The following is a 22,608-nucleotide window of genomic DNA, read 5'->3' as shown; positions in this document are numbered from 1 at the left end:
GCCCTGGCGTCAGCTGTCACCCGACCGCTTCGAGAAACTTGTCCAGGACAATGTTGCGGCCACACAGGACCACCGCAACTCGCTTGCCTTGGTACTGCCTGGCCAGTTTCTGCATGCCGGCGACGGCAACTGCCGCAGCGCCTTCGATGATCCAGCGCTCGTGGCGGGCGATGTCGCGCATCGCCGCACGGATTTCGTCCTCGCTGACCAGCACCGTCCCGGTGACCAGCGCCTGGCACAGCGGGAAGCTGACAGCACCTGGCTCGATGCCACCGGCGGTGCCGTCGGAAAGGGTTTCGCGCGCCTGCACTTCGATGATCTCACCCGCCTGTAGCGAGCGCGCCAGTGCGGGATCATTTTCGGGCCAGCAACCAATGATGTCTGGCTGCGCAGGTCGTGGACGATGACTTCCGCGTGCGGGTACAGCAACAGCGCGATGCTGTCGGCAATTGCCTTGTAGTTATCCAGGGTCATGTGTTTCGGGTGCTTTTTCGCAGGGGCAGGAACCGGACGTTCATGGTGGCGGCAAAGCGCCTGGGACACAAGGCGGGTGGTTGCAGAGCTTCGTACCGCTGCCAGCACTACCAAACCCACAAATTCACCCCTCACATGCGATAAGCCGTGATTATTCCATGTGAGAAAACCTTTACTGACCAAAGCCGGTATTGGCATAATCAGTACGTAATTACATGCTACATAACACAGTACGAAATTGTAGGAGCACTCATGGCCCGGGGCGGCATAAACAAGGTGGTGGTGCAGCAGGCACGCCAGGCGCTGATAGCCCGGGGCGAAAACCCCAGCATCGATGCCATTCGTATCGAACTGGGCAATACCGGCTCGAAGACCACCATTCACCGCTACCTCAAGGAGCTGAACGGCCAGCAGCCGGTTGCCGCGGAAGGTGGCGTTGCATTGAGTGAGGTGCTGGCCCGCATGGTTGGGCAATTGGCGACCCAGTTGCAGGACGAGGCCGATCTGACCATCGAGCAGGCCGAAAGCACGTTTACCCAGCAGCGTGAACAGCTGCAGGCGCAGCTCGAAAGCGCGCAGCAAGCCCTGGCCGCAGCGCATCAGCAGCACCAGATCGATGCCGCGGCACTGGCTGCCGAATCCGAGCGGCTGCTGTCCACGCAAAGTACGTTGCAGGCCGAACAGCTACGCAGTGCGAGCCTCAACCAGTCGCTGGGCGAACTGCAGCTGCGCCTGGCAGACAAGGACGAGCAGATCCAGTCACTGGAAGACAAGCACCGCCATGCCCGCGACGCCCTCGAGCATTACCGCAGCGCCAGCCGTGAGCAGCGCGAGCAGGAACAACGCCGGCACGAGGCGCAATTGCAGCAGTTGCAGGTGGAAGTGCGCCAATTGCAGCAGGGCATGATCGTCAAGCAGGACGAACTGACCCGCCTGCACCGCGATAACGAGCGCTTGCTCGGTGAGCACCGCCAAGTGGCCAGCGAATGCCGGGCGCAGGGGGAATTGCTGGAGCTACGTGATGCGCAGATCCAGGGTTTGCGCACGATCCTGGCGCAGGCGCAGGGCGCCAGTGAGGAAATGCGCCGGCAATTGGAGACCCAGGCACAGAGCCTGGAACAGCGGCGCGAGCTGTGTGCCGAGCAAGCACGGCAGTTGAAACACTTCGAGGAACAACTGCGCGAGCGTGACGAGGCGTTGGCGCAGTGTCGGGCGCGGGTGGCCGAAGCAGCAGGTTGATCAAACTTTTTCGTGGCAGCGCTTTCTTCCCTAAACACCTCAAGGAGATAGCGCTATGCCTGATAAACAACCACCGCACAAACAGGGGCCCCACTCGTCGGAGCAGGCGGACAAGCAGAGTGACCTGGGTTTCGACCCGGATTCGCCGGACCTCGACGATCCGCAGGTTGACCCGCAGGGCCCCGCCAAACCACCCAGGGATGTGGAGAAGAAATAGGGAATGCCCGCCAGCTGAGCGAAATGGGCTGGCGGGTTTACCGAGGGATTTGCCCGGCCTGTGAGACCAGTCGGCGCAAATCCCCGGTTTGCCAGCGCTTAGCCCTCGGCCCGCCTGGCGGCGTCCACACCGGCCGCCGACAGCTTGATGGGGTACTGGAGGCTGATTTGGTGGTCACTGCTGACCACCACGCTGCCATCATGAATCAGGCCGTCGTCCTGCAGGGTCTTGAGCATGCCTGCAACGGCCTTCTCGCCACGATAGTTGTCCAGCACTTCCTTGCCCAGCCCCTGTGGGTGAGCATGCAGCAGACGGGTGAGTACTTCGCTTTTCAGTGCATCGTTACTCATGTCGAACCTCACGTTCACTTGGCGTGTTTGGCCTGTAGTGCCTTGGCGTGCTCCAGGTGCTGTTCCAGCTTGGGCAGGGTTTCGCTGGCGAAGGCCTTCAGCTCAGCCTTATCGGAGGACGCAGCTTCTTTCTTGAACAGCTCGACCGCTTTCTCGTGCGCATCGACCTGGTTGTTGAGGTAAGACTTGTCGAACGACTCGTCACGCCATTCCAGGATCATCTTCTTGACCTTGTCGGTCATCGCCGCGTCGTCGGGTACCGAAATATCCAGTTTACGGGCGATGTCGCCGAGCTTCTGATTGGCCTGGGTATGGTCGGTGACCATTTGCTGGGCGAAGGTCTTGATCTCTGCGTTCTGGCTTTTTTCCTGGGCCAGGTTGCCGGTAACCACTTCGGCGATGCCGGATTCGACCGCTGCATCGACGAAATCATTGGAGCTGGCTGCCAGCGTGTGGGCCGATACCAGACCCAGCACCATCGATAACCCGACACGCTTGATGAAAATACTGCTCATGCTTCACTCCTTAAACCTTGGCGCGACCTCAGTGTCGCGTACGGTTGAGGGGCGGGGCAGGGCAAAGGTTTAATCTTTTTCATCACCGGCAGCGAACCCGGTGGCGCTCAATCCACGGCCAGCACCTGTTGCTGGAGTTGCCAACGCACCGAACTCACGCCCTTTTCCAGGCTGACCCGGCTGACCAGGCGCTCCAACTGCGCCGGTGCCTGGGCGGTGCCCAACAGCTCTGCACGCACCTCAAGCCTGGCCGGGTTGTCCAGGTCGGCACTTTGCAGCGACTGCAGGCGTAGCTGCGGTTCGGCCAGGCTGTGCAGCATCAGGCTGCGCACCTGGATCTCGTCCTCGGCGCGGCAGACGATGCGCACTTCGAAATGCTGTTCGTGCTCGCTGGCGGGCACCACGCCCTGGCGGTCAAGGCGTTGGGCGATGTCGCGCAGCAGAATGTTCGCGCACAGCACCACTAGGCTGCCGAGCGCGGCCTCCAGCAAGAGCCCCAGGCTGCACAGGACACCGACCGCTGCCGTGCACCACAGGGTGGCGGCGGTATTCAGGCCGCGCACATTGAAGCCGTCGCGCATGATCACCCCGCCGCCGAGAAAACCAATGCCCGAGACCACATAAGCGGCAACGCGTGAGGCATCGGCAGCGGCCATGCCGGGCACTGCCTGGGTCATCAGCACGAACAGGCAGGCCCCGGTACTGACCAGTGCATTGGTGCGCAGCCCGGTCAGGCGCTGGCGCAACTGGCGTTCGGCGCCGATCAGCGCCCCTAGCAGCAGCGCGACACTGACGCGCAGCAGAAAAACATTCCAATCCATAGCTCACCTCTTCCACGGGCACACGCCCGCATGAGCGCCTTCACTGGGCGCGGTTGAAAAACCAGAAAGATGCGCAGGACCACGGGGGGAGGGAGGTGAAGCGGGGTTACAAGAAACCACCGTCATGCCAGGCTGGCCAGACAGTGCAGGACACTGCCGAGCTAGCGCGCCACGTGGGCCTGTCGCAAGCGACTGGGGCTACTGTCCAAAGCGGGTCTCCTGTTGGGATGGCTAAATTGCGACGCGGACCATACGCCCCGTGGCAATACCGGTCAAGTGGGGAAAGAAGACAATGCCTTAATCGGCAAATGCCCAGCAGCCGGGCCTGCCACATGGAAAAAAAAGCCATCAGCCGGTAACCTTGCGCCACCCTATGCGATCACCCGGACCGTTCCATGCTGCTCAATCTGACCGTGCTGTTCAGCACCCTGGTGGCCATGGAGGGCGTAGGCACGCTGGCCCACAAGTACATCATGCATGGCTGGGGCTGGTGCTTGCACCGCTCGCACCATGAGCCACAGCTGGGCATGCTCGAAACCAATGACCTCTACCTGCTGGCGCTGGCGCTGATAGCCGCCGCCCTGATCGCCCTGGGCAAGGGCGGCCATGCGCCGCTGCAGTGGGTGGGCGGTGGCGTGGCGGGCTATGGCGTACTGTATGTACTGGCCCATGATGGCTTCTTTCATCGGCACTGGCCGCGCCGGCCACGGCCGGTAAACCGCTACCTCAAACGCCTGCACCGGGCGCACCGGCTGCACCATGCAGTGAAGGGGCGCACCGGGGGTGTGTCGTTCGGTTTTTTCTACGCGCCGCCGTTGAAGGTGTTGAAACAGCAACTGCGGGGCAAGCGCAACCGGCGCTGACTGCCTGGGCGTTACCTGGCGGTGCCGCTTTCAGGCTGCGCCACGGCGTGCCCTCGGCTGACCCACCAGCCGAAACCGGCGGCGGTGAAGAACATGATCAGGCTGTACAGCGCTGCCGGCACTGCCATGGTCGGGTTGTTCAGCAGCGACGGGCTCAGGGCCAGGGCAATCGCCAACGTGCCGTTATGTATGCCGATTTCCATGCCGATGGCGATGGCCTGGCGCTTGGGGATGTTGAGCAGGCGCGGCACCCAGTAGCCCACCGCCAGGCTCAAGATGTTGAACAGCAGCGCCGCCAGGCCCACGACCGGTGCGTACTCGACCACCGTCTGCCAGTCCTTGGCCAGCGCCAGGACAATGGTGAATGCCAGAAACAATGCCGCCACCAGCTTCATCGGCTTTTGCATGCGCGCGGCAAACCTTGGAGCAAAGCGGCGAATCAGCATGCCAAGCGCCACCGGCAGCAGGACGATAGCGAACACCTGCATGACCTTGGCAAACTGCAGCGGTATGGCCTGGTCCGACGCCATGAACCAGCTCAACGACAGGTTGACCAGCAGCGGCATGGTGAGAATCGCGATCAATGAGTTGACCGCTGTGAGGGTGATATTCAACGCCACATCGCCATGTGCCAGGTGGCTGAACAGGTTCGCCGTAGTGCCGCCCGGCGAAGCGGCCAGCAACATCAACCCCACCGCCAGCGCCGACTCCAGGCCAAAGCCGTTGGCGATCAGGAAGCACACCAGCGGTAACAGCAGAATCTGGCAGGCCAGGCCCACCACCACGGGCTTCGGGTATTTCACCACCCGTGCGAAGTCGGCCAAGGTCAACGACAGGCCAAGGCCCAGCATGATGATGCCCAAGGCCAGGGGCAGAACGGCGGTGAGCAGAGGCGAGGCGGTCATCGGCAGTCTCTCGGGTGAAGGATCCGATGCAGTCTAGGTGGGCCGGGATGGATAGATAATTGCAAAAAGCCAGCTCTTGGTAACCATTTGTTACCAAGGACAGCCCTTATCAGCCCTGCATGGCGCGTTGCAGCAGGCCCGCAGGCGCAGTAGCATGCCGCCTTTTCCAAGGATTAGCCTGTCATGCCGTTCCAGCAAGGTCTGCTTGCCACCCCGGTGCCGGCCCACGCCCGCCACCTGTTCTTCACCCTGCAATCGCCCGAGGCGTTGCCTGCCGCCCTCGATGCCTTGCTACCGCAGGTCGATGGCGTGCAGGTGATCCTCGGCGTAGGCGCGCCCATGGCCAAAGCCCTGGGGCGTGAAGTACCTGGCCTGCGTCCTTTCCCGCTGCTGGATGCGGCGGTAGAGAACCCCAGCACCCAGCATGCGTTGTGGCTGTGGCTGCGTGGCAATGAGCGGGGCGACCTGCTGCTGCGGGCCCAGGCACTGGAGCAGGCGTTGGCGCCGGCCCTGCGCCTGGCCGACAGCGTTGACGGTTTCCTGCACCGGGGTGGGCTGGACCTGACCGGCTACGAAGACGGCACGGAAAACCCGGTGGACGAGGATGCGGTGCAGGCAGCGATCGCTGCCGATGGTTCCAGCTTTGCTGCGTTTCAGCTGTGGAAGCACGACCTGGCGTACTTCAAGTCGCTGCCCCAGGCCGACCAGGACAACATCATGGGCCGCCGCCTCAGTGACAACGAAGAACTCGACGACGCGCCCGAGTCGGCACACGTCAAGCGTACTGCCCAGGAAAGCTTCGAGCCCGAGGCCTTCATGGTTCGCCGCTCGGTATCCTGGGCCGATCAGCGCGGTGCCGGCCTGGCTTTCGTTGCCCTGGGCCGCAGCTTCGATGCCTTCGAAGTGCAACTGCGGCGCATGAGTGGCCTGGAGGACGGCATCATCGACGGCCTGTACCGCTTCAGCCGGCCCCTGAGCGGCGGCTACTACTGGTGCCCGCCAATCAGCGCCACCGGTGTCGACCTGAGCCCGCTGCTGCAGGCCAGGTAAAAACATCCGGACACAGAAACGCCCACGCGCGCCGAGTAGAGCGACTAGCCTTGGAAGTTTCCCTGGCATGACGGGAGCTTTTCCATGTATGCACGTCGTGATGTCCTACGCGTGGGTGCTACGTTAGGCCTATTGGCCAGCGCCCCTTGGTTGCACGCGGCCACGCCGGCAGGCATGTTGACCCGCGCCGTACCGTCCAGCGGTGAAGCGCTGCCGGTCATTGGCGCCGGGACTTCCGGCAGTTTCGAGGTTGAAGCCGGTTCGGCTGCCTACCAGCAACTGCGGGCAGTGCTCAAGGCCTTTTTCGACGGTGGCGGGCGGGTGATCGACACCTCGCCCAATTACGGTGGCGCCGACAGCATTCTTGGCCAATTGCTGGAGGAGGGGGGGTGGCATTCACGCTGCTTCATTGCCACCAAGATTGCCGCCGACAGCCGCGCAGAAGCCCAAGCGCAATGGGCTGAGAGCCTGAAGCGGCTGCGCACCGACAAGGTCGACCTGTTGCAGGTGCACAACCTGCGTGACTGGCGAACCCAACTGCCCTACGCGCGCGAACTCAAGCAGCAGGGCAAAACCCGCTATGTCGGGATCACCCATTACCTGAACAGTGGCCACGCCGAGGTCGCCGAGCTGGTGCGCAGCGAGGCGCTGGATTTCATCCAGATCAACTACTCGGTCAGTGCCCCCCAGGCCGCCCGTGAATTGCTGCCGTTGTGCCAGGAGCGGGGTGTAGCGGTGCTGGTCAACCGCGCGTTCGACGATGGGCGCCTGTTCACCCGCGTCAAAGACCAGCCGTTGCCCGGCTGGGCCGCTGAAGCGGGCGTCGGCAGCTGGGCGCAGCTGTTTCTCAAGTTCGCCATCAGCCACCCGGCGGTGACGACGGTAATTCCCGCCACCGGTCGGCCAGATCGCCAGCTCGACCAGCTCAAGGCTGGCCAGGGCCCAATGCTTACCCAGGCGCAGCAACAGGCGCTGATCAGGCAATTCACCTGAGCGCATGAGGGCCTGGCGGCGGCGCCTGGATCAAGGGCTGAACATACAGCCCGGCGAAGGCCCGGCGGTTACCGCCGGCCTGCTGCTGTTCTATTGCCTGTTCACCGGTTACTTCATGCTGCGCCCTGTGCGCGAAACCATGGGTGTTGCCGGGGGCGTTGACAACCTGCAGTGGTTGTTCACCGGAACCTTCATCGCCAGCCTGGCATGCCTGCCGGTGTTCGGCTGGCTGGCCAGTGGCGTGCAACGCCGGTTCATCCTGCCTTGGACCTATGGTTTTTTTGTCAGCAACCTGCTGCTGTTCGCTGTGTTGTTTACCCGCTCGCCAGACAACCTGTGGACGGCGAGGGCGTTCTACATCTGGCTTTCGGTGTTCAACCTGCTGACCATCTCGCTGGCCTGGAGTGTACTCGCCGACCTGTTTTCTACGGCCCAAGGCAAGCGCCTGTTCGGCCTGTTGGCCGCCGGGGCCAGCCTGGGTGGCCTCAGTGGGCCGATTCTGGGCACGCTACTGGTGGCACCGCTGGGCCACGCCGGGTTGCTGCTGCTGGCGGCGGGATTCCTGCTCGGCAGCGTCGGGGCAAGCCTGTTTCTGCAGCGCTGGCGACAGCGGCAACCGTTGCCAGCGCATGCCGAGCGCAGCGCCGCAAGGCCGCTGGGCGGCAACCCGCTGGCCGGTGCCACTGCGGTACTGCGCTCGCCTTATCTGTTGGGCATTGCGCTGTTCGTGGTGTTCCTGGCAAGTGTCAGTACCTTCCTGTACTTCGAGCAGGCACGCATCGTCAGCCAGACTTTCACCGACCCCACCCGGCAAACCCAGGTGTTCGGCTTGATCGACAGCGTTGTGCAAGCCTTGGCCATCCTCACGCAAGTCTTCCTCACCGGGCGGCTGGCACGTCGCCTGGGGGTAGGCATATTGCTGATGGCCGTGCCGCTGGTGATGGCAGTGGGCTTCTTGTGGCTGGCGCTGGCCCCGGTGTTCGCGGTGTTCGTAATGGTCATGGTGGTGCGCCGTGCAGGGGAGTATGCGCTGGTACGACCGGGGCGCGAGATGCTGTTCACCGTGTTGCGGGCCGAGGACAAGTACAAGGCCAAGAACTTCATCGATACCGTGGTGTACCGGGGTGGCGACGCCCTCAGCGGCTGGCTCAAGCGTGCCCTGGACGTGATGGGCGAACACCCGCAACTGGCCATGCTGATTGGGGCGGTAATGGCCGTGGCCTGGGCGGCCACCGGCGCTTGGCTTGGCCGCCGTCAGGCCCGTATGGATAACCCGCCGCGCGACTGAAAGGCGCGCCAAATAAGGACTGGCCGCTTATTTAATGCCACCGGTCCGAAGCCTGCCAATTGAAACGAATCCCGACCCGAGCCCGTACTCCGAATTCATGTACGGCGCTGAAGCCGTGCATCCCGAAATCATATGAGGTTTCAGACCATGGCCACTAAAGACAATAGCCGTACCGGCAACCAACAAGGCAGCCAGGGCGGTAACAAGAACTCGGGCAACTTCGCCAATGACCGCGAAAAAGCCTCCGAGGCAGGCCGCAAGGGCGGGCAGCATTCCAGCGGCGGCCAAACCAGTGAATCGGGCCGCAAAGGCGGCCGCTCGTAAATGAGGCCCTGCAGTGCCGGGGAACCGGCACTGCCATCGAGTAGCCCTGGAGGTCGTTATGCAATGGTTACCTGTGGCGGCCCTGTCGGGCGCCCTGTTGCTGGTTGGCGGCTGTTTCGACCGAGACAATGGCCACCCCGGCAAAGACGACGCCGACACCACCAAGCCGTCCCTGCAAATGCAACAACCCAGTGACAAGCCCGCCCCCCAACCTGCGCCAGATCCTGAACCGATGCCTGGTCAGAAACCCAGCCAATAAACGCGCATGAGGAAAACGGCATGACGGTCATGACACGCAAGACCGCCGCGACAGTTCCGGCCTCACTGGCCACAACCAGCCTGCAACAGCGTTACGAAGCCTTGCTGGCAGGCACTGATAACGCTGGCGCGCAATGGTTGAAGGAGCAACTGGAGCGTGCCCGGCACTTGCCGGATGACCTGCCAGCCGACCCCGTGGAGCTTGAAGCCTGGGGCGCGCGCCACGCCGGGCAAGTAGCTCAAGGTTTTGCCGCCTACTTGGCACAACGCCAGCAAGGTGGGCCACGCCGCTATTTTGCCACGCGCGCGCAAGCGCTATGGTTCCTGCAACAGGTGGCACCGACCAAGGCGGTGGATGGTGCGTGGTTGCACAGTACGTTGCGGCATTGGGCAGACCCGCGCTACCACGGGTTGATCCGGACCTACCTGGAAGAATTGGGCAGCGGTGATGTGCGCTGCAACCATGTGGCGATCTATCAGCGGCTGATGAGCCGCCTGGGTTGCCTGGAACCGTTGCACCTTGAAGACGAACGCTATTTGCAGGGGGCACTGCAGCTGGCACTGGGCCGCTACGGTGAGGACTTCCTCCCTGAGCTGATCGGTTATAACCTCGGCTACGAACAACCACCGCTGCATTTGCTGATTACCACCTATGAACTCGCCGAATTGGGCATCGACGGCCAGTATTTCCAATTGCATGTCACGATCGACAACGCCGCCAGCGGTCACGCCCACCTGTCAATCCAGGCCTTGCGCCAACTCAGCCCGCGCAGTGACCCCTCCGGGTTCTACCAGCGAGTACGGCACGGCTACCGCCTGAATGACCTTGGCGTGGATACACCCACCCTGGTCAGCCTTTTCGACCTGGAAGCGGAATTGGTGCAGGCCTTGGAACAGAAGCGTCCGTTTGGCCAGTTCATGCATTCAGACCGGTGCCGGCTGCAGGGGCGCACCATCAACCAATGGCTGGCAGAACCTGGCGCCATGCCGCACTTTCTGCAGGCGCTGCAGGCGCAGGGCTGGATTCGCCGCGGTGAAGAACCCGCGCAAAGCCGCTGGTGGGGACTCGTGGATGGGCCATCAGCACCGATGTACGGTGTGTTCACCGCCTATGAAAAGCAGTTGTGGCACGACTGGATTGCAGCAGGTTGGCAGTCGCGCGTTCGTCGCGTGCTCCCCGGAAGCTGGCAGTTGCCGGCATCCCCGGAAGGTGACGCTGTGAATGTCGACGCGCACGATATCGAAGCGCTGATCGAACGCATGGCTGGTAATCGTCACGCGACGCCTGACGGGCTGCAGGCGACCCGCGCCTATCTGCAGGCCACGGGGATGATCCAGGAGCAAGCGCGCTGATGGAGCCCGCCCCGCAAATACTTGCCAGTGACGATGCGCTGGTTGAATTGGGCCAGCGCCTGCGTGCCGCTGGCTACCGTTTCACCTGCGTGACACCGGCCACACACGCTCGCGTCATGGCCCGCTGCGCCGGCGAGCAGGCACGCACCCTGCGCGATGTGTTCGGCTGGAGCCAGGCGTTCAGCCCCGGGCTGGTAACCGCGGATCTAATGGCCCTGCTGCAGCGCGCGGAGGGCTTGACTGCGGCACCTCAGCCGTCGTTTCGCAGCGCGGTGCGCTGGTCTACCCTGGGCGACCTGTTACTGGTCCATTCTGCCTACCCGACCGACACTGCAGACGCAGTGTTCTTCGGCCCGGACAGCTACCGCTTCGCCCAGGTCATCCACGAGCACCTGCGACACGGCGACAAACGCATTGAGCATGCCGTGGACATTGGCTGCGGAACTGGCATTGGCGCTTTGCTGGTTGCACGGGCGGCGCGCCATGCGCAGGTTTTTGCCGTGGATATCAACCCGCTTGCCCTGCGGTACACCGCCGTGAATGCAGCGTTGGCTGGCGTCAGCAATATTTCGGTGAAGCACAGTGACCTGCTGGACGATGTGCCCGGCAGTTTCGACCTGATCGTTGCCAACCCGCCCTACATGCTCGATGTGGGCGAGCGGACCTACCGGCATGGCGGTGGCGCCCTGGGGGCCGCGTTGTCGTTGCGGATTGTCGAGCAGGCTTGTGAGCGGCTGACCCCGGGCGGCTCGTTGCTGTTGTATACCGGTGTGGCGATCGTGGACGGCCGTGATCCCTTGCTCGAGGCTGTTCGCCTGCGTCTGGCCGGCCCCACGTGCTCTTGGGTGTATCGGGAAATCGACCCTGATGTGTTCGGGGAGCAACTGGCTGAGCCGGGTTATGAAGCCGTGGAGCGGATAGCCGCCGTAGCCCTGACGGTTACCCGCCTGTAGAAGTGTTACGGCGCACTTGCAATTGGCCGGGGTTGCCCGACAATGGCGCGCCCCCTGCCGCCACACGGACCACCCGCGCCATGATGCTGACCACGCTATTCCCTGATATCTCCCTGGATGACACGTTGTTCGTCTTCGCCCTTGAAGCCGAAGCGGGCGAGGTGTTCCGCGAAATGAACACCGTGTTCACCGGTATCGGCAAGGTCAACGCTGCTATCGCCCTCACCAAGGCTATCGCTGCGCGCCGCCCCAGGCTGATCGTCAACCTGGGTTCTGCTGGCAGCCAGCGCCACGGTAAAGGCGCTGTCGTGTGCTGCAACCGTTTCGTGCAGCGCGACATGGACGTGACGCCGTTGGGTTTCGCCCGTTACGAGACGCCACTGGCGAATACCCCGGTGCTACTCGAACACGGTGCGGCCATACCCGGCCTGGCGCTGGAAACCTGCGGCAGTGGCGACAGCTTCGAAACCCAGCACGGCGATGCGCCTTACGATGTGGTCGACATGGAAGCCTACGTGCTGGCCTTGATCGCCCGCAGCGAAGATATTCCGTTCGTGTGCCTGAAGTACATCTCCGATGACGCGGGCAGCGAGGCTGCCGGTGATTGGGCCGTACAGGTTCACCTGGCGGCCGAAGCGTTCAAGCATGTGCTGTTCAACGCGGTCTGATTGCCGGCCATTGGTGGCCGTGGGGCAATGCCATTAAACCTTCGCCACCCGGTGCAGTCACTGTTGGTATCGGCAGCCAATTTTGGAGCAGTGTCATGGCTCGGGCAATCTGGAAAGGCGCTATCAGCTTCGGGCTCGTGCATATCCCTGTGGCCCTCAACACTGCGGTGCGCACCGAACGGGTAGACTTCGACTGGTTGGACAAGCGCAGCATGGAGCCTGTGGGCTACAAGCGCGTGAACAAGGTCACCGGCAAGGAAATCGACAAGGACAACATCGTCAAAGGCGTGGAGTATGAAAAGGGCCGCTATGTGGTGATCAGCGAGGAGGAAATCCGCAAGGCTCGCCCTGAAGCCACCCAGACGATCGATATCTTCTCCTTTGTCGAAGCTGGCGAAATACCCCTGCAGCACTTCGATACCCCGTATTACCTCACCCCCGACCGGCGCGGCGGCAAAGTCTATGCATTGCTGCGCGAGACGCTGGAAAAAACCGGCAAGGTGGCGCTGGCCACGGTGGTGCTGCACACCCGCCAGCACCTGGCGCTGCTGCGCCCTCTGGATGACGCGCTGGTGATGATCACTTTGCGCTGGCCCGAGGAAGTGCGCGGCCTTGAGACCCTGGAGCTGGACAGCAGTGTGACCGATACCAAGGTCGACAAGCGCGAACTGGACATGGCCAAGCGACTGGTCGAAGACATGAGCGGGCCGTGGAAGCCCGAGGACTACCATGACGCCTTCCGCCAGACCATTCTGGACCTGGTGGAAGAAAAGGCCAGCAAAGGCAAGATCGCTACAGTCGAGAAAGGCAAGGCCGCCAGCGCCGAGAAAGGTGCGGACATCCTCGACCTTACCGAGCTGCTGAAACGCAGCCTCGGCGGCAAGAAGCCGGCGAAGAAGCCGCGCAAGGCCTCCTGAGCGAAGCCCCGCAGCGCTTCGCTCAAACCAGAGCCTGCAGCCCCGCCAGATAATCGCCAAAGCCTTCCCGGGCGCGGCTGTCGCGGCGGCTGCTGGTGGCCACGCTGTGCCTGGCCGTCCAGACGATCTGCGCGCCACTGGCTTGCAGGTCGCTGACCAGTTGCACATCTTCATGGGCCGCCAAGGGTTGGAAGCCGCCGACCCGTGAATAGGCGTCGGCGCACACGCCCAGGTTGGCGCCATGAATGTGCCGGTGCCCCTCGCGCTGCTCGTAACGGCTTTGATAGAGCTGCCGCAGGGCCGCCGTCTGCCACGGCTGCCAGTATTCGACGTGTACCGTGCCACAGACAACCTCGGCACTGCAGGCCAGCTGCGACAACAACCAGTGCCCCGGTACCCGGCTGTCGGCATCGGTACAGGCCAGCCACCGCGCACCACGGTCGACCATGTGCGCCGCGCCCACCCGCCGGGCCATACCAACACTGCCAGCCTCCACCTCCAGCACCTGCACACCAAAACGCCGCGCCACGGCGGCGCTGCCATCGCTGCAGCGGTCGAGCACGACCAGCACCTCGACCCGATGGCCAGCCTGCTGTGCCTGCACGGCGGCAATCAGCACCGCACGCAGGCAACGGCCGAGGCGGCGGGCTTCGTTGTGGGCCGGAATCACGACGGCGATCATGGGCAAGTCTCGTCAAGGTCGACCACACTGGGCTGGGCTGACCAGTACTCGAGCACGAAGTCCGCTTCATCATGCTGGAACTGCTTGTAGAGGGGCAGGTGGCGGGCCAGCATGCGATGCACTTCACGCCCATCCTGCGGGCAACCGACAATGGGGTGCTTCCAGTGGCATGCCAGCAGGCCGCCGTCGTAAGACAGGCTGGCGACCGCTTGTTCGATGACTTGCAGCCAGTCGGTGGGGTCCAGGTAGTAGCCCACCTCGCTCAGCACGATCAGGTCGAAGCGCCCACCAGGCCAGTCTGCCGGGAGCCGCGCCAGTTCCACAGACGCATTGTGCACCTGAGCCAAGCGTTCGCGGGCCAGCCCCACGGCGGTGGGGTCGAGGTCCTGGCATAGCAGTTCCCCGCTGCGTTCGGCCAGCAGTGCACTTAACTCGCCGTTGGCGCAGGCTGGCTCGAATACCCGCTGGTAGCATTGACGGGGCAGGCTGGCCATGACCAGCTCGCGCTTGCGCTTCTCGTACCAACGGGTGCGAAAAGCCCACGGGTCTTCATTGGTCGCATACAAGTCGGCGAAATACTGTGGATCGAGGCTCATGACAACTCCAGTCAAAGGAACACCAGTTCGAAAGGTTGCAGCAGGCAATCCAGCAGGTTTGCCGGTAGCACCGGCGGCCGCTCACCGTCTGCCTGCAACTGGCTGGCATGGGCGGCGAGGGCCTTGCGCTTGCGCGCCAACCGGGCTTCATCCAGCTGCAGGCGGTGGGCACGGGGCCAGGGCAGGCGAGGGTCGTCGGGTTGCGCCCAGTGCCAGGCCCAGACCGGGACCTCGGCCAGTTGCACTTGCCGCGCCAGTGCCGCGTGGGCGGCGGCGCGCCCGACGGCCTCGTGGTCGCAATGACCGTCATTGCGCCAGGTAGCCATCAACAGGTCGTCCGGGCGCAACAATTGAGTCAGATGGCTGACCAGGAACGCTTCCTCTCGCGGCAATTGGCCGTCCTTGAGGTTGAGCCGGCGCCAGTCCACGCGGTTCGGGTCCAGGTCAAGCTGCTGCAATGCCAGGCGACTTTCCTGGGGGCGTTGGCGACGCAGGCGATGCTCGCTCCACTGGGTTGAGCCAGGGTGGCTGCCTTCACCATCGGTTGCGGAAATCAGCATCAGGTCGGCTTCACGGCCTTTGAAGCTGCTCAGCAGGCCGCCTGCCATGAGGATTTCATCATCCGGGTGGGGCGCAATCATCACCAGGCGGCGCCCAGGCGGGCAGAGCCGGGCGGGGTCGAGCCATGTGGCGCGGGCCAGGTGTGCCGCCTGCTGCCAGTCGGCCCAAGGGGTGCCGCTGCTGGCCTGGATCAAGTTCTCACTCATAGCTGCCACGCTCCTGCCGGCACCTGCGCCAGCTGTTGGCCCAGCGCTGCCAGGTCACGCTCCGCGTGGCTTTGGCGCAGATACACCGGTAAATCGGCGCTCAAACGGGCGAAGTGGCTGTTGCGGCAGAACGGTGTGGCACCCAGCGCCCGCCCGACATGGCTGATGACCTGGTCCACGGCCTGCTCGACCTGGGCGCGGGTGCGCCGCACTTCAAAACTGGCATCTGCACCCGGCTGCCGGTCGATCCAGGCGGCGCATTCACGCAGCGCCGCACGCGCACCATACAAAGCGGCGTCCACCGCCCCGAGGTGGGCATCGGCATGCGGGTCGGGCCGCGGCTTGCGGCAATACTCGCGCAGGTAATCGGCCAGGGCCTCGGCCGCACCATACCAGCACGCGGCGATACCGCCGCCGCCGTGCCAGAAACCAGGGCGCGCCAGGTACTGGCCAGGTTTGCCGATCAGCGTTGCCGGGGTGTTGTCGAAGGTGACCTCGACGCTGGCCGTGGTAGCCATGCCCACGGCTTGCCAATGCTCGATGTTCAGCCCCTGGTCAGGCTGCGACAGTTCGATGGCGACCAACTGCTGCTGACCCTGCTCATCCCAGGCGGTGAGCAATGCCCGGTCGATCTGCAACGCCCCGGAACACCAGGCTTTGGTGCCTTGCAAACGTACCCTGTCGCCGTCGCGGGAGGTTATGACCGCGCGGGCATCAGGTGGCTCGGCGGCCCACACGCCCCAAATGCCTTCTGCCACGTAGTGTGCAGCTGCGCACTCCGCCAGAATCGCCAGGGCATCGGTGTGGCCTTCGTACAGTTTGGCCAGGGCCAGGTCGCAACCCGCCACGCGGGCCAACGTCTGCCAACGGCGCAAGGTATTGCCCTGGCCTGGCAACGGCAGCAGGTCCAGGTGGTCGGCCTGCAGCGCCTGCATCAGCTGAGGCAACTGAGTGTCGAGGTTGAGGGGTTGCTGACGATCACCAAATGTACGCAGTAGGCGGTCGAAACGGGTCAGGTTGAAGTCCTGGACGATGCTCATGGGCGGGTCTCCTGATGCGTGGCCACTAGGCAAGCCCCAGCTGTTTGCGCATGCGCGCCGTAATGGACTGGCGGACCTTGCCCAGGTCCGCCCACGGGTCGTCGACCTCTGCCAGGCGCGCGGGCAGGTTGGCGATGTTCCATTGGTTGGCGGCCTTGAGCGTGGCCAGTTCCTCACGCCAGATGGGTACCGACACCGGCAGGCCTTCCCGTGCACGCAGGGAATAGGCACACGCGGTTGTTGCCCCCCTGGCGTTGCGCAGATAGTCGATGAAGATGCGCCCGATGCGGTTCTTGGGCCCTGATACCGCGCTGAGGCGGTCGGGGAACAGCTTGGCCAGGTACTCGACGATGGCATGGCTGAAGGCCTTGACCTCGTCCCAACCCGCGCGGCGGGTCAGCGGCACCACCAGGTGTATGCCCTTGCCGCCGCTGGTCTTGAGGAACACTTTCAGGCCAAGCTCGTCGAGCAGGGTGAGGGTGAGTTGAGTGGCTTCCAGCATGGCCTTCCAGGGCAGCGCGGGGTCAGGGTCGAGGTCGAGCACGAAGCGGTCGGGCTTGTCGAAGTCCTTGTCAGTGGCGTTCCAGCTGTGCAGCTCGAGCATGTTCATCTGCACCGCGCCCAGCAGGGTATCGGCGCGGTTGATGACCATGGCCGCCTGGCCGGCCTGGGCCTTGTCGTATTCGAGCACATTGGGCAGGTGCAGCTGGCTGGCGTTCTTCTGGAAGAAAAGCTCACCGGCCAGGCCATCGGGTGCGCGCACCAATGCCACCGGGCGGTGCTGGATCTGGGGTAGCAACCACTGGCTGACGGCGGCGTAATACTCGGCCACATCGCGCTTGGTCACGCCCGTGGTAGGGTCGATCACCCGGTCAGGGTGGGTAAGGTGCAGGTCCTCCGAAAGCGGCGCTGCTTTGCCGCGTTTGCGGCGGGGCGTGGTGTTGGTGGGCATGGGGCGTTCCAGGTCGATGGCGGTGGCGGGCTTGTCATCGCGCAGGCCATGGAAGACCGAATGGCGCACAATGCCGTCCCGGGTCATCTGGGCATACGCCACTTCAGCCAGCAGCTGCGGGTTCAGCCAGTGCACACCGCGGGCTTCTGCGCCACTGGGCGGGCGGGCCACGGCGGGCCTGGCAATTTCCAGTGGTTGCAGGCGGGCATGGATGCTGGCAAGGGTGGCAGCCGTGAAGCCGGTACCGACCTTGCCGGCATAGCGCAACTCGCCACTGTCCGGGTCGTGCAGGGCCAGCAGCAGGGCCCCGAAGCCGCTGCGGCTGCCTTTGGGGTCGGTGTAGCCAACCAGCACGAACTCCTGGCGGCGCTTGCATTTGAGCTTGATCCAGTCCGCGCTGCGGCGGCCGCTGTAGGGGCTGCCCGCACGTTTACCGATCAGCCCTTCGAGTTCCAGTCGGCAGGCGCTGGCCAGCAGGGCGTCGACCGGTTCGTCGAAGTCGGCGGAATATTTGAGTACGTCTGACGCGTCGTGATCGAGGAGGGTTTTCAGCGTTTCGCGGCGATCCTGTAGCGGTGCGTGACGCAGGTCCTGGCCACCCAGAAAGGGCAGGTCGAATACGTAGTAAGTGATGTGCTCGTCCTGCTCGGTGTCGAAGGCGTTCTGTAACGCCTGGAAGTCCGCTGCGCCATTTTCGTCAGCCACTACCATTTCGCCATCCAGCCAGGCCGAATCGATGCCCAGGGCGCGCAATGCTGCGACTTGGCGGGGCATCTTGCTGCTCCAGTCATGGCCGTTGCGGGTGAACAGCCGCACATCGTCGCCGTCGATACGAGCCAGGATGCGATAGCCATCGAACTTGACTTCATAGCGCCAGTCGCCCTGGGGCGGCGTGTCCACCAAGGTGGCCAGCTGTGGCTGCAACTGGTTCGGCAATGCGGCTTGGCGAACCTTGCCGGGGCGCTTGCGGGTAGCCCGCGGCTTGGCGGCGGCTTGCTTGGCTGCCGGCTTGCGGGGGATCAGGGTGCGGTCACTGAGCACACTGTCGGGCTGCGCGTCGACGATGCTGTACTCGGCTTCGCTACGGCCCTGGGCATCGTGGGATTTGACCAGCATCCATTGTTCTTTCTTGCCCGCCAGGTGGGTGCGGAACAGGTTCCACACCCCCGACAGTTTTTCGCCTTGCAACCGAAACTTGAGCTTGCCCTTGGCATAGCCCTCATGGGCGTCGCCCTCCGGCTCCCAGATACCGCGATCCCAGACGATGACATCGCCAGCCCCGTAGTGGCCTTCAGGGATGTGGCCCTCGAAATCGGCATAGTCCAGCGGGTGGTCCTCGACGTGCACGGCCAGGCGGCGCACTTTCGGGTCCAGCGACGGGCCTTTGGGGATCGCCCAGCTCTTCAACGTACCGCCCAACTCCAGGCGGAAATCGTAATGCAGGTGGCTGGCGTCGTGTTTCTGAATGCAGAACTGCAGCGCATGGGCTTTTTTGCCACGGCTGCGTTTGCCACTGGGCTCGGGCGTTGCGTTGAAGTCGCGCTTGCGCGCGTATTCCTGCAGGGGCTTGGCCATGTCCGGCTCCGGGCAAATCGCACTCTGTAGAGGTGGGAGGCGCCGGGCAGGCAGGGAGTTCAAAAAACTCTGAATCTTCGGCCACCGGATGCAGTCGACCGAATGCAGCCAACTGACGGAGAACGTACATGGCCCGAACAGAAGATCCTAAGCCCTACACCCCAACCGAGATCGACGACACCGAGGACCGCATGGGCAGCGTGCACGAACTGGACTTCGATGAGCGCCTGGACGAACGCCAGGGGCGGGTAGGAGACGAGCGCCCGGCGAGCGAGATCGAGCGCGAATTCCCACCAGAGCGTGTTGCCGAAAGCGGCATGACGGGTGGCGAAGCGCTGAGCGACAGCCTGCATGAAGACAACGTCACCTACGACGACCTGAGCCCGGATACGCTGCTGGATGAAACCGGCGCCCGTGACCCCCACGAGCCCGGCGGCGGCGACGGCCCGGCTGACATGGACCTGCGCGAAGTGGATGCCGACGAAATCGGTGGCGGCTTTGGGCTGGATGAAGCCGAACTGGCACGTTCCGCGCCGCTTGATGGGGAACCCTGGACCGATGATGTGATCGATGACGAGGAGAGCAGATCATGAATCAGCAACGTTGTGCCTGTACCGACTGTTCCTGCACCGTGGATGCCAATGCCTTGCAGCGTGACGGCAAGGCCTATTGCTGTGAGGCCTGCGCCAACGGCCATAGCCATGGCGAGGGCTGCAGGATGCAAGCCTGCCATTGCAGCGAAAAACCGGACGAAAATGCCGTAGACAATGCGCTGGATGAGACCTTCCCGGCGAGCGACCCGATTTCCCCTTGAGGTCGCCTTGTTGGCGCGGCACCAGGCCGCGCCGACGTTAAGCGCGCCTGCCCCGCACCATCAGGTTTGCACCGAATTGTCGCGCTGGCGCATGGCCTTGGCGCGCTTCTCAAGCACCAGATAAGTCACGATCGCAACCACCAGCGGTATCAGGTAGTACAGGGTGCGATAGCCCAACAGCGCGGCTACCAGCGTGCCCTGCGCCATCTGCCCGTGCAGCAGGGCGAGGAACACCGCTTCCAGCACACCCAGGCCCGCCGGGATATGTGCAACCACGCCTGCCACGCAACTGATCAACAGGATCCCGAGGATCGCGGGGTAGAAGGCGTCGCCCGGCAGCAACCAGTAAATAAGCAGCGCCATCAATGCCCAGTTGCTGGCCCCCAGCGCTACCTGGCAGAGCGCAAGGCGCAGGGTTGGCAAAGTGACTTCGTGCTCGCGCCAACGCCACGTGCGCTTCTTGGCCAGGCCACAGGCCAGCAGGTACGCCGCGGTAATCGCCAGCAACAGCACGCCGATCAGGCGCAGCCCTGTGGTGCCCACCGCCCAGTTACCCGGCAGTTCGACCAGACCCAGGGCGAACACACTGCCGGCCAGCAGCATGTAGCCCATCCAGTTGGTGAGCAGGCCCAGCGTGAGAATGCGCGTGATGGTGGGGGTATCGAGCCCCAGGCGCCCATACAGGCGGTAGCGCAAGGCAACCCCGCCGACCCAGGTGGTGAAGTTGAGGTTGAACGCGTAGCACACGAAGGCGACCGGCAGCACTTGCCGGGCGGGCAGCTGATGACCGGTGTAGGCGCGGGCCAGCAAGTCGTAGCTGGCGAACGTCAGGTAACTGCACACCGCAATTGCCAGGCCGATCACCAGCGTTCCAGGCTTGTAGGCGAGCAGCGACTGGCGCACTTCGTTCCAGTCCAGGTTGCGGGCCAATTGATACAACAGCACAGGGATCAGGATCAGGAACGCCAGCGTCAATACGCGCTTGGCCCAGGTTTGCCAGGTTGTCCGTGCCATCAGGTATTGCCCTCGTGCAGGTCGCCGGCCGGGGCCTCGACGTCTGGCTGCAGCGAGCGCAGCCGTTGGCGGTGTGCCGGCAACCAGCCGGCGATGCGCGGGAAATGGCGCGCCGCATGGAAGCAAGCGAAGATCAGCGGTGCCCGCCACCAGTAGCCACGGATCATGCGTTCCAGGGTCACCGGCTTGCACTGTTCGTGCGCAAGTGACTGCAGGTGCTCGCCGAGCAGCTGGTTGAAAGCGCGGTCGCGGATGAACAGGTTGGCTTCCAGGTTCAGCGACAGGCTCAGCGGGTCGAGGTTGCTGGAACCCACGGTCGCCCACTCGTCGTCCACCAGCGCCACTTTGCCGTGCAAGGGCCGCTTGCAGTATTCATGAATGACCACGCCATCACGCAGCAGGTAGTTGTACAGCAACCGCGACAGGGCACGGACCCAGCGCATGTCTGGCTGCCCTTGCAGGATCAGGTGCACAGCCACCCCGCGGCGGGCAGCGTTGCGCAACTCGCGCAGCAGCCGGTAGCCGGGGAAGAAGTAGGCATTGGCCACTACGATACGTTCCTTGGCACCGCGAAACGCCTGCAGGTACTGGCTTTCGATCGCTGTCCTGCGCACGCCATTGTCACGCTCTACCAGCACGGCGGTGGTGGACCCGGCGGGCTCGGTCAACGGCCGCACGGCGCTTGGTTCCTGCAGCACCGGCGACATCAGGCGCTTGCTGGCAGCATGCACCTGTGCCACCACTGGGCCGGTTACCTCGACGGCATAGTCCTGCTTGGCCATGGGGCCGAAGTCGCCCAGGTGATCGGCGCTGTAGTTGATGCCGCCAATGAAGGCCCGCTCGCCATCGATGACCACGATCTTGCGGTGCAGGCGCCGGAACAGGTTGGTACGCATGCCCACCAGGCGCGGCTGCGGGTCGAAGGCGTGGAAACTCACGCCGGCATCTGTCATGGCCGCGATGAACGGCGCGGGCAGGTCGCCGGTACCGTAGCCGTCCACCACCACTTCGACACGCACGCCGCGGCGGGCCGCGTCGATCAGCGCCTGCTGCAGTTGTCGGCCGACCTTGTCGTCGAAAATGATGAAAGTTTCCAGCAGGATTTCCTCCTGGGCACGGGCCATGGCCTCGAACACACAGGGGTAATACTGCTCGCCGTTGATCAGCAACTTGATATTGTTGCCCTCTACCCAAGGTCTGTTCACAGGTGAATCTCCGCGGCCAATGGTGCGTGGTCGGAAAGGTGCGACCACGGGTAATTCGACAGTACCTGGGCGGCGCTCGGCATGGCGTTGCGCAGGTAGATGCGGTCAAGGCGCAGCAGCGGCAGACGCGCCGGGAAGCTGCGTGCCGGGGTGCCGAAGCGCTCGCCGAAGGCCTCTACCAGGTGCTCGCCCAACACGGCATCTGCCTTCAGGCGCCAGTCGTTGAAATCGCCGGCGACGATGACCGGGGCTTGCGGCGGCAGGCTGGCCAGCAGGTCGAGCAAGAGTTGGATCTGGCTTCGCCGATGCGCTTCGCGCAGGCCCAGGTGCACACAAATGGCGTGCACCTGGTCGTGCCCTGGCACCTCGAGTTGGCAATGCAGCAGGCCGCGTTGTTCCTTGCCTTGCACCGACACATCGAGGTTGTTGAAGCGCCGGATGGGAAATTTGGACAGCAAGGCGTTGCCGTGGTCACCCTGCGGGTACACGGCATTGCGGCCGTAAGCGAACTGGGGCCACATGCTGTCGGCAAGGAATTCATATTGCGGGGTATCAGGCCAGGCCGGGTGGCGCAAGGCATGTTGCTGATGGCTGCCATGCACTTCCTGCAGGAACACCAGGTCTGCGCCGGTGGCACGGACCGCTTCACGCAGCTCAGGCAGGATGAAGCGGCGATTGAAGAAGGTGAAGCCCTTGTGCACGTTCAGCGTGAGTACGTTCAAACGGCGCACGGCGGTGGACTGATCGGTGCTGCGCGGCAAAGCAGTCATGGGTT

General features: G+C 63.8%; 26 protein-coding genes and 2 pseudogenes. 14 read left to right on the top strand and 14 right to left on the bottom strand.

Going from position 1 to position 22,608, the window contains the following annotated elements:
* Positions 1-16: 16 nt before the first annotated feature.
* A pseudogene (locus GYA94_RS04000) lies at positions 17-382 on the bottom strand (pyridoxal-phosphate dependent enzyme); the annotation flags it as partial.
* Positions 379-474 (bottom strand): annotated as a pseudogene (locus GYA94_RS28610) (hypothetical protein); the annotation flags it as partial. The pseudogenes GYA94_RS04000 and GYA94_RS28610, both read right to left, overlap by 4 nt.
* Before the next feature lie 252 nt (positions 475-726).
* Here GYA94_RS28610 and GYA94_RS03995 point away from each other — a divergent pair.
* Together GYA94_RS03995 and GYA94_RS27600 are read left to right on the top strand one after the other, a co-directional pair.
* On the top strand, positions 727-1,713 hold the full coding sequence (locus GYA94_RS03995) for a DNA-binding protein (protein WP_161891835.1): 987 nt from the start codon (positions 727-729) through the stop codon (positions 1,711-1,713).
* A 55-nt stretch (positions 1,714-1,768) separates the two neighbouring features.
* Positions 1,769-1,930 carry a DUF6021 family protein gene (locus GYA94_RS27600; protein ID WP_167524213.1) on the top strand — a complete coding sequence of 54 codons (162 nt, stop codon included), beginning with the start codon at positions 1,769-1,771 and terminating at the stop codon, positions 1,928-1,930.
* A 98-nt stretch (positions 1,931-2,028) separates the two neighbouring features.
* Here GYA94_RS27600 and GYA94_RS03990 read toward each other — a convergent pair whose 3' ends face one another.
* From GYA94_RS03990 to GYA94_RS03980, 3 genes are all read right to left on the bottom strand, one after another.
* Positions 2,029-2,280 (bottom strand): hypothetical protein, encoded by a 252-nt coding sequence (locus GYA94_RS03990; protein ID WP_110676314.1) that lies wholly within the window; start codon positions 2,278-2,280, stop codon positions 2,029-2,031.
* Positions 2,281-2,294: 14 nt separating this feature from the next.
* Positions 2,295-2,795: a DUF4142 domain-containing protein gene (locus GYA94_RS03985; protein ID WP_110676316.1), complete on the bottom strand. Its 501-nt coding sequence runs from the start codon at positions 2,793-2,795 to the stop codon at positions 2,295-2,297.
* Positions 2,796-2,902: 107 nt separating this feature from the next.
* Positions 2,903-3,616 carry an MgtC/SapB family protein gene (locus GYA94_RS03980; protein ID WP_009686909.1) on the bottom strand — a complete coding sequence of 238 codons (714 nt, stop codon included), beginning with the start codon at positions 3,614-3,616 and terminating at the stop codon, positions 2,903-2,905.
* Positions 3,617-4,011: 395 nt separating this feature from the next.
* Here GYA94_RS03980 and GYA94_RS03975 point away from each other — a divergent pair, with 395 nt between their 5' ends.
* Positions 4,012-4,479: a sterol desaturase family protein gene (locus GYA94_RS03975; RefSeq protein ID WP_161891834.1), complete on the top strand. Its 468-nt coding sequence runs from the start codon at positions 4,012-4,014 to the stop codon at positions 4,477-4,479.
* An 11-nt stretch (positions 4,480-4,490) separates the two neighbouring features.
* On the opposite strand, the gene GYA94_RS03970 is transcribed toward GYA94_RS03975, so the two are convergent.
* The gene (locus tag GYA94_RS03970; RefSeq protein WP_161891833.1) at positions 4,491-5,384 is read right to left on the bottom strand and encodes a bile acid:sodium symporter family protein; all 894 of its coding nucleotides are present in this window, start codon (positions 5,382-5,384) and stop codon (positions 4,491-4,493) included.
* Positions 5,385-5,567: 183 nt separating this feature from the next.
* Between GYA94_RS03970 and GYA94_RS03965 the strand changes: the two genes are divergently transcribed.
* The 9 genes from GYA94_RS03965 to ku all read left to right on the top strand — a co-directional run bounded on the left by GYA94_RS03965 (position 5,568) and on the right by ku (position 13,188).
* Positions 5,568-6,434, top strand: coding sequence for a Dyp-type peroxidase (locus tag GYA94_RS03965; RefSeq protein WP_047150156.1), 867 nt, complete (start codon positions 5,568-5,570; stop codon positions 6,432-6,434).
* 84 nt (positions 6,435-6,518) lie between these two features.
* Entirely contained in the window at positions 6,519-7,427 is a 909-nt protein-coding gene (locus GYA94_RS03960) for an aldo/keto reductase (RefSeq protein ID WP_161891832.1), read from the top strand.
* 4 nt (positions 7,428-7,431) lie between these two features.
* Positions 7,432-8,715: an NTP/NDP exchange transporter gene (locus tag GYA94_RS03955; RefSeq protein ID WP_161891831.1), complete on the top strand. Its 1,284-nt coding sequence runs from the start codon at positions 7,432-7,434 to the stop codon at positions 8,713-8,715.
* 147 nt (positions 8,716-8,862) lie between these two features.
* Complete coding sequence (locus GYA94_RS03950; protein ID WP_009686902.1) at positions 8,863-9,039, top strand: con-10 family general stress protein; 177 nt, start codon at positions 8,863-8,865, stop codon at positions 9,037-9,039.
* A 58-nt stretch (positions 9,040-9,097) separates the two neighbouring features.
* Positions 9,098-9,298 (top strand): hypothetical protein, encoded by a 201-nt coding sequence (locus GYA94_RS03945; protein ID WP_110676326.1) that lies wholly within the window; start codon positions 9,098-9,100, stop codon positions 9,296-9,298.
* Between the two features lie 20 nt (positions 9,299-9,318).
* Entirely contained in the window at positions 9,319-10,650 is a 1,332-nt protein-coding gene (locus GYA94_RS03940) for an iron-containing redox enzyme family protein (protein WP_161891830.1), read from the top strand.
* Entirely contained in the window at positions 10,650-11,603 is a 954-nt protein-coding gene (locus GYA94_RS03935; protein WP_110676330.1) for a methyltransferase, read from the top strand. Before GYA94_RS03940 ends, GYA94_RS03935 begins: the two co-directional genes overlap by 1 nt.
* Before the next feature lie 80 nt (positions 11,604-11,683).
* A complete protein-coding gene (locus GYA94_RS03930; protein WP_161891829.1) occupies positions 11,684-12,271 on the top strand; it encodes a 5'-methylthioadenosine/S-adenosylhomocysteine nucleosidase family protein in 588 nt (195 codons plus the stop codon).
* 95 nt (positions 12,272-12,366) lie between these two features.
* The gene (gene ku, locus GYA94_RS03925; protein WP_009686897.1) at positions 12,367-13,188 is read left to right on the top strand and encodes a non-homologous end joining protein Ku; all 822 of its coding nucleotides are present in this window, start codon (positions 12,367-12,369) and stop codon (positions 13,186-13,188) included.
* Between the two features lie 22 nt (positions 13,189-13,210).
* Here the strand turns inward: ku and GYA94_RS03920 are convergent, their stop codons facing one another.
* From GYA94_RS03920 to ligD, 5 genes are read right to left on the bottom strand one after another with little or no spacing between them, the layout of a single operon-like run.
* Positions 13,211-13,870 (bottom strand): glycosyltransferase family 2 protein, encoded by a 660-nt coding sequence (locus GYA94_RS03920; protein WP_161891828.1) that lies wholly within the window; start codon positions 13,868-13,870, stop codon positions 13,211-13,213.
* Positions 13,867-14,466 carry a class I SAM-dependent methyltransferase gene (locus GYA94_RS03915; RefSeq protein WP_029886191.1) on the bottom strand — a complete coding sequence of 200 codons (600 nt, stop codon included), beginning with the start codon at positions 14,464-14,466 and terminating at the stop codon, positions 13,867-13,869. The genes GYA94_RS03920 and GYA94_RS03915 overlap by 4 nt, the downstream gene beginning before the upstream one ends.
* Before the next feature lie 11 nt (positions 14,467-14,477).
* Positions 14,478-15,233 (bottom strand): PIG-L deacetylase family protein, encoded by a 756-nt coding sequence (locus GYA94_RS03910; protein ID WP_110676338.1) that lies wholly within the window; start codon positions 15,231-15,233, stop codon positions 14,478-14,480.
* On the bottom strand, positions 15,230-16,273 hold the full coding sequence (locus GYA94_RS03905; RefSeq protein ID WP_161891827.1) for an acyl-CoA dehydrogenase family protein: 1,044 nt from the start codon (positions 16,271-16,273) through the stop codon (positions 15,230-15,232). The genes GYA94_RS03910 and GYA94_RS03905 overlap by 4 nt, the downstream gene beginning before the upstream one ends.
* Before the next feature lie 25 nt (positions 16,274-16,298).
* Positions 16,299-18,800 (bottom strand): DNA ligase D, encoded by a 2,502-nt coding sequence (ligD, locus tag GYA94_RS03900; RefSeq protein WP_161891826.1) that lies wholly within the window; start codon positions 18,798-18,800, stop codon positions 16,299-16,301.
* 128 nt (positions 18,801-18,928) lie between these two features.
* Between ligD and GYA94_RS03895 the strand changes: the two genes are divergently transcribed.
* Both GYA94_RS03895 and GYA94_RS03890 read left to right on the top strand, forming a co-directional pair.
* Positions 18,929-19,393 carry a hypothetical protein gene (locus GYA94_RS03895; protein WP_009686890.1) on the top strand — a complete coding sequence of 155 codons (465 nt, stop codon included), beginning with the start codon at positions 18,929-18,931 and terminating at the stop codon, positions 19,391-19,393.
* Entirely contained in the window at positions 19,390-19,614 is a 225-nt protein-coding gene (locus GYA94_RS03890) for a metallothionein (RefSeq protein ID WP_009686889.1), read from the top strand. The genes GYA94_RS03895 and GYA94_RS03890 overlap by 4 nt, the downstream gene beginning before the upstream one ends.
* A 60-nt stretch (positions 19,615-19,674) precedes the next feature.
* On the opposite strand, the gene GYA94_RS03885 is transcribed toward GYA94_RS03890, so the two are convergent.
* The 3 genes from GYA94_RS03885 to GYA94_RS03875 are packed head-to-tail and all read right to left on the bottom strand — an operon-like array spanning position 19,675 to position 22,603.
* Entirely contained in the window at positions 19,675-20,628 is a 954-nt protein-coding gene (locus tag GYA94_RS03885) for a lysylphosphatidylglycerol synthase domain-containing protein (protein WP_161891825.1), read from the bottom strand.
* The gene (clsB, locus tag GYA94_RS03880; protein ID WP_029886820.1) at positions 20,628-21,833 is read right to left on the bottom strand and encodes a cardiolipin synthase ClsB; all 1,206 of its coding nucleotides are present in this window, start codon (positions 21,831-21,833) and stop codon (positions 20,628-20,630) included. The genes GYA94_RS03885 and clsB overlap by 1 nt, the downstream gene beginning before the upstream one ends.
* On the bottom strand, positions 21,830-22,603 hold the full coding sequence (locus tag GYA94_RS03875) for an endonuclease/exonuclease/phosphatase family protein (protein WP_161891847.1): 774 nt from the start codon (positions 22,601-22,603) through the stop codon (positions 21,830-21,832). The genes clsB and GYA94_RS03875 overlap by 4 nt, the downstream gene beginning before the upstream one ends.
* Between the last annotated feature and the right edge of the window lie 5 nt (positions 22,604-22,608).

The organism is Pseudomonas juntendi (genome assembly GCF_009932375.1).
Taxonomy (GTDB): Bacteria; Pseudomonadota; Gammaproteobacteria; order Pseudomonadales; family Pseudomonadaceae; genus Aquipseudomonas; species Aquipseudomonas juntendi.
Note: the sequence above shows the minus strand (reverse complement) of the source record. Positions and strands in the feature narration are given on the sequence as shown.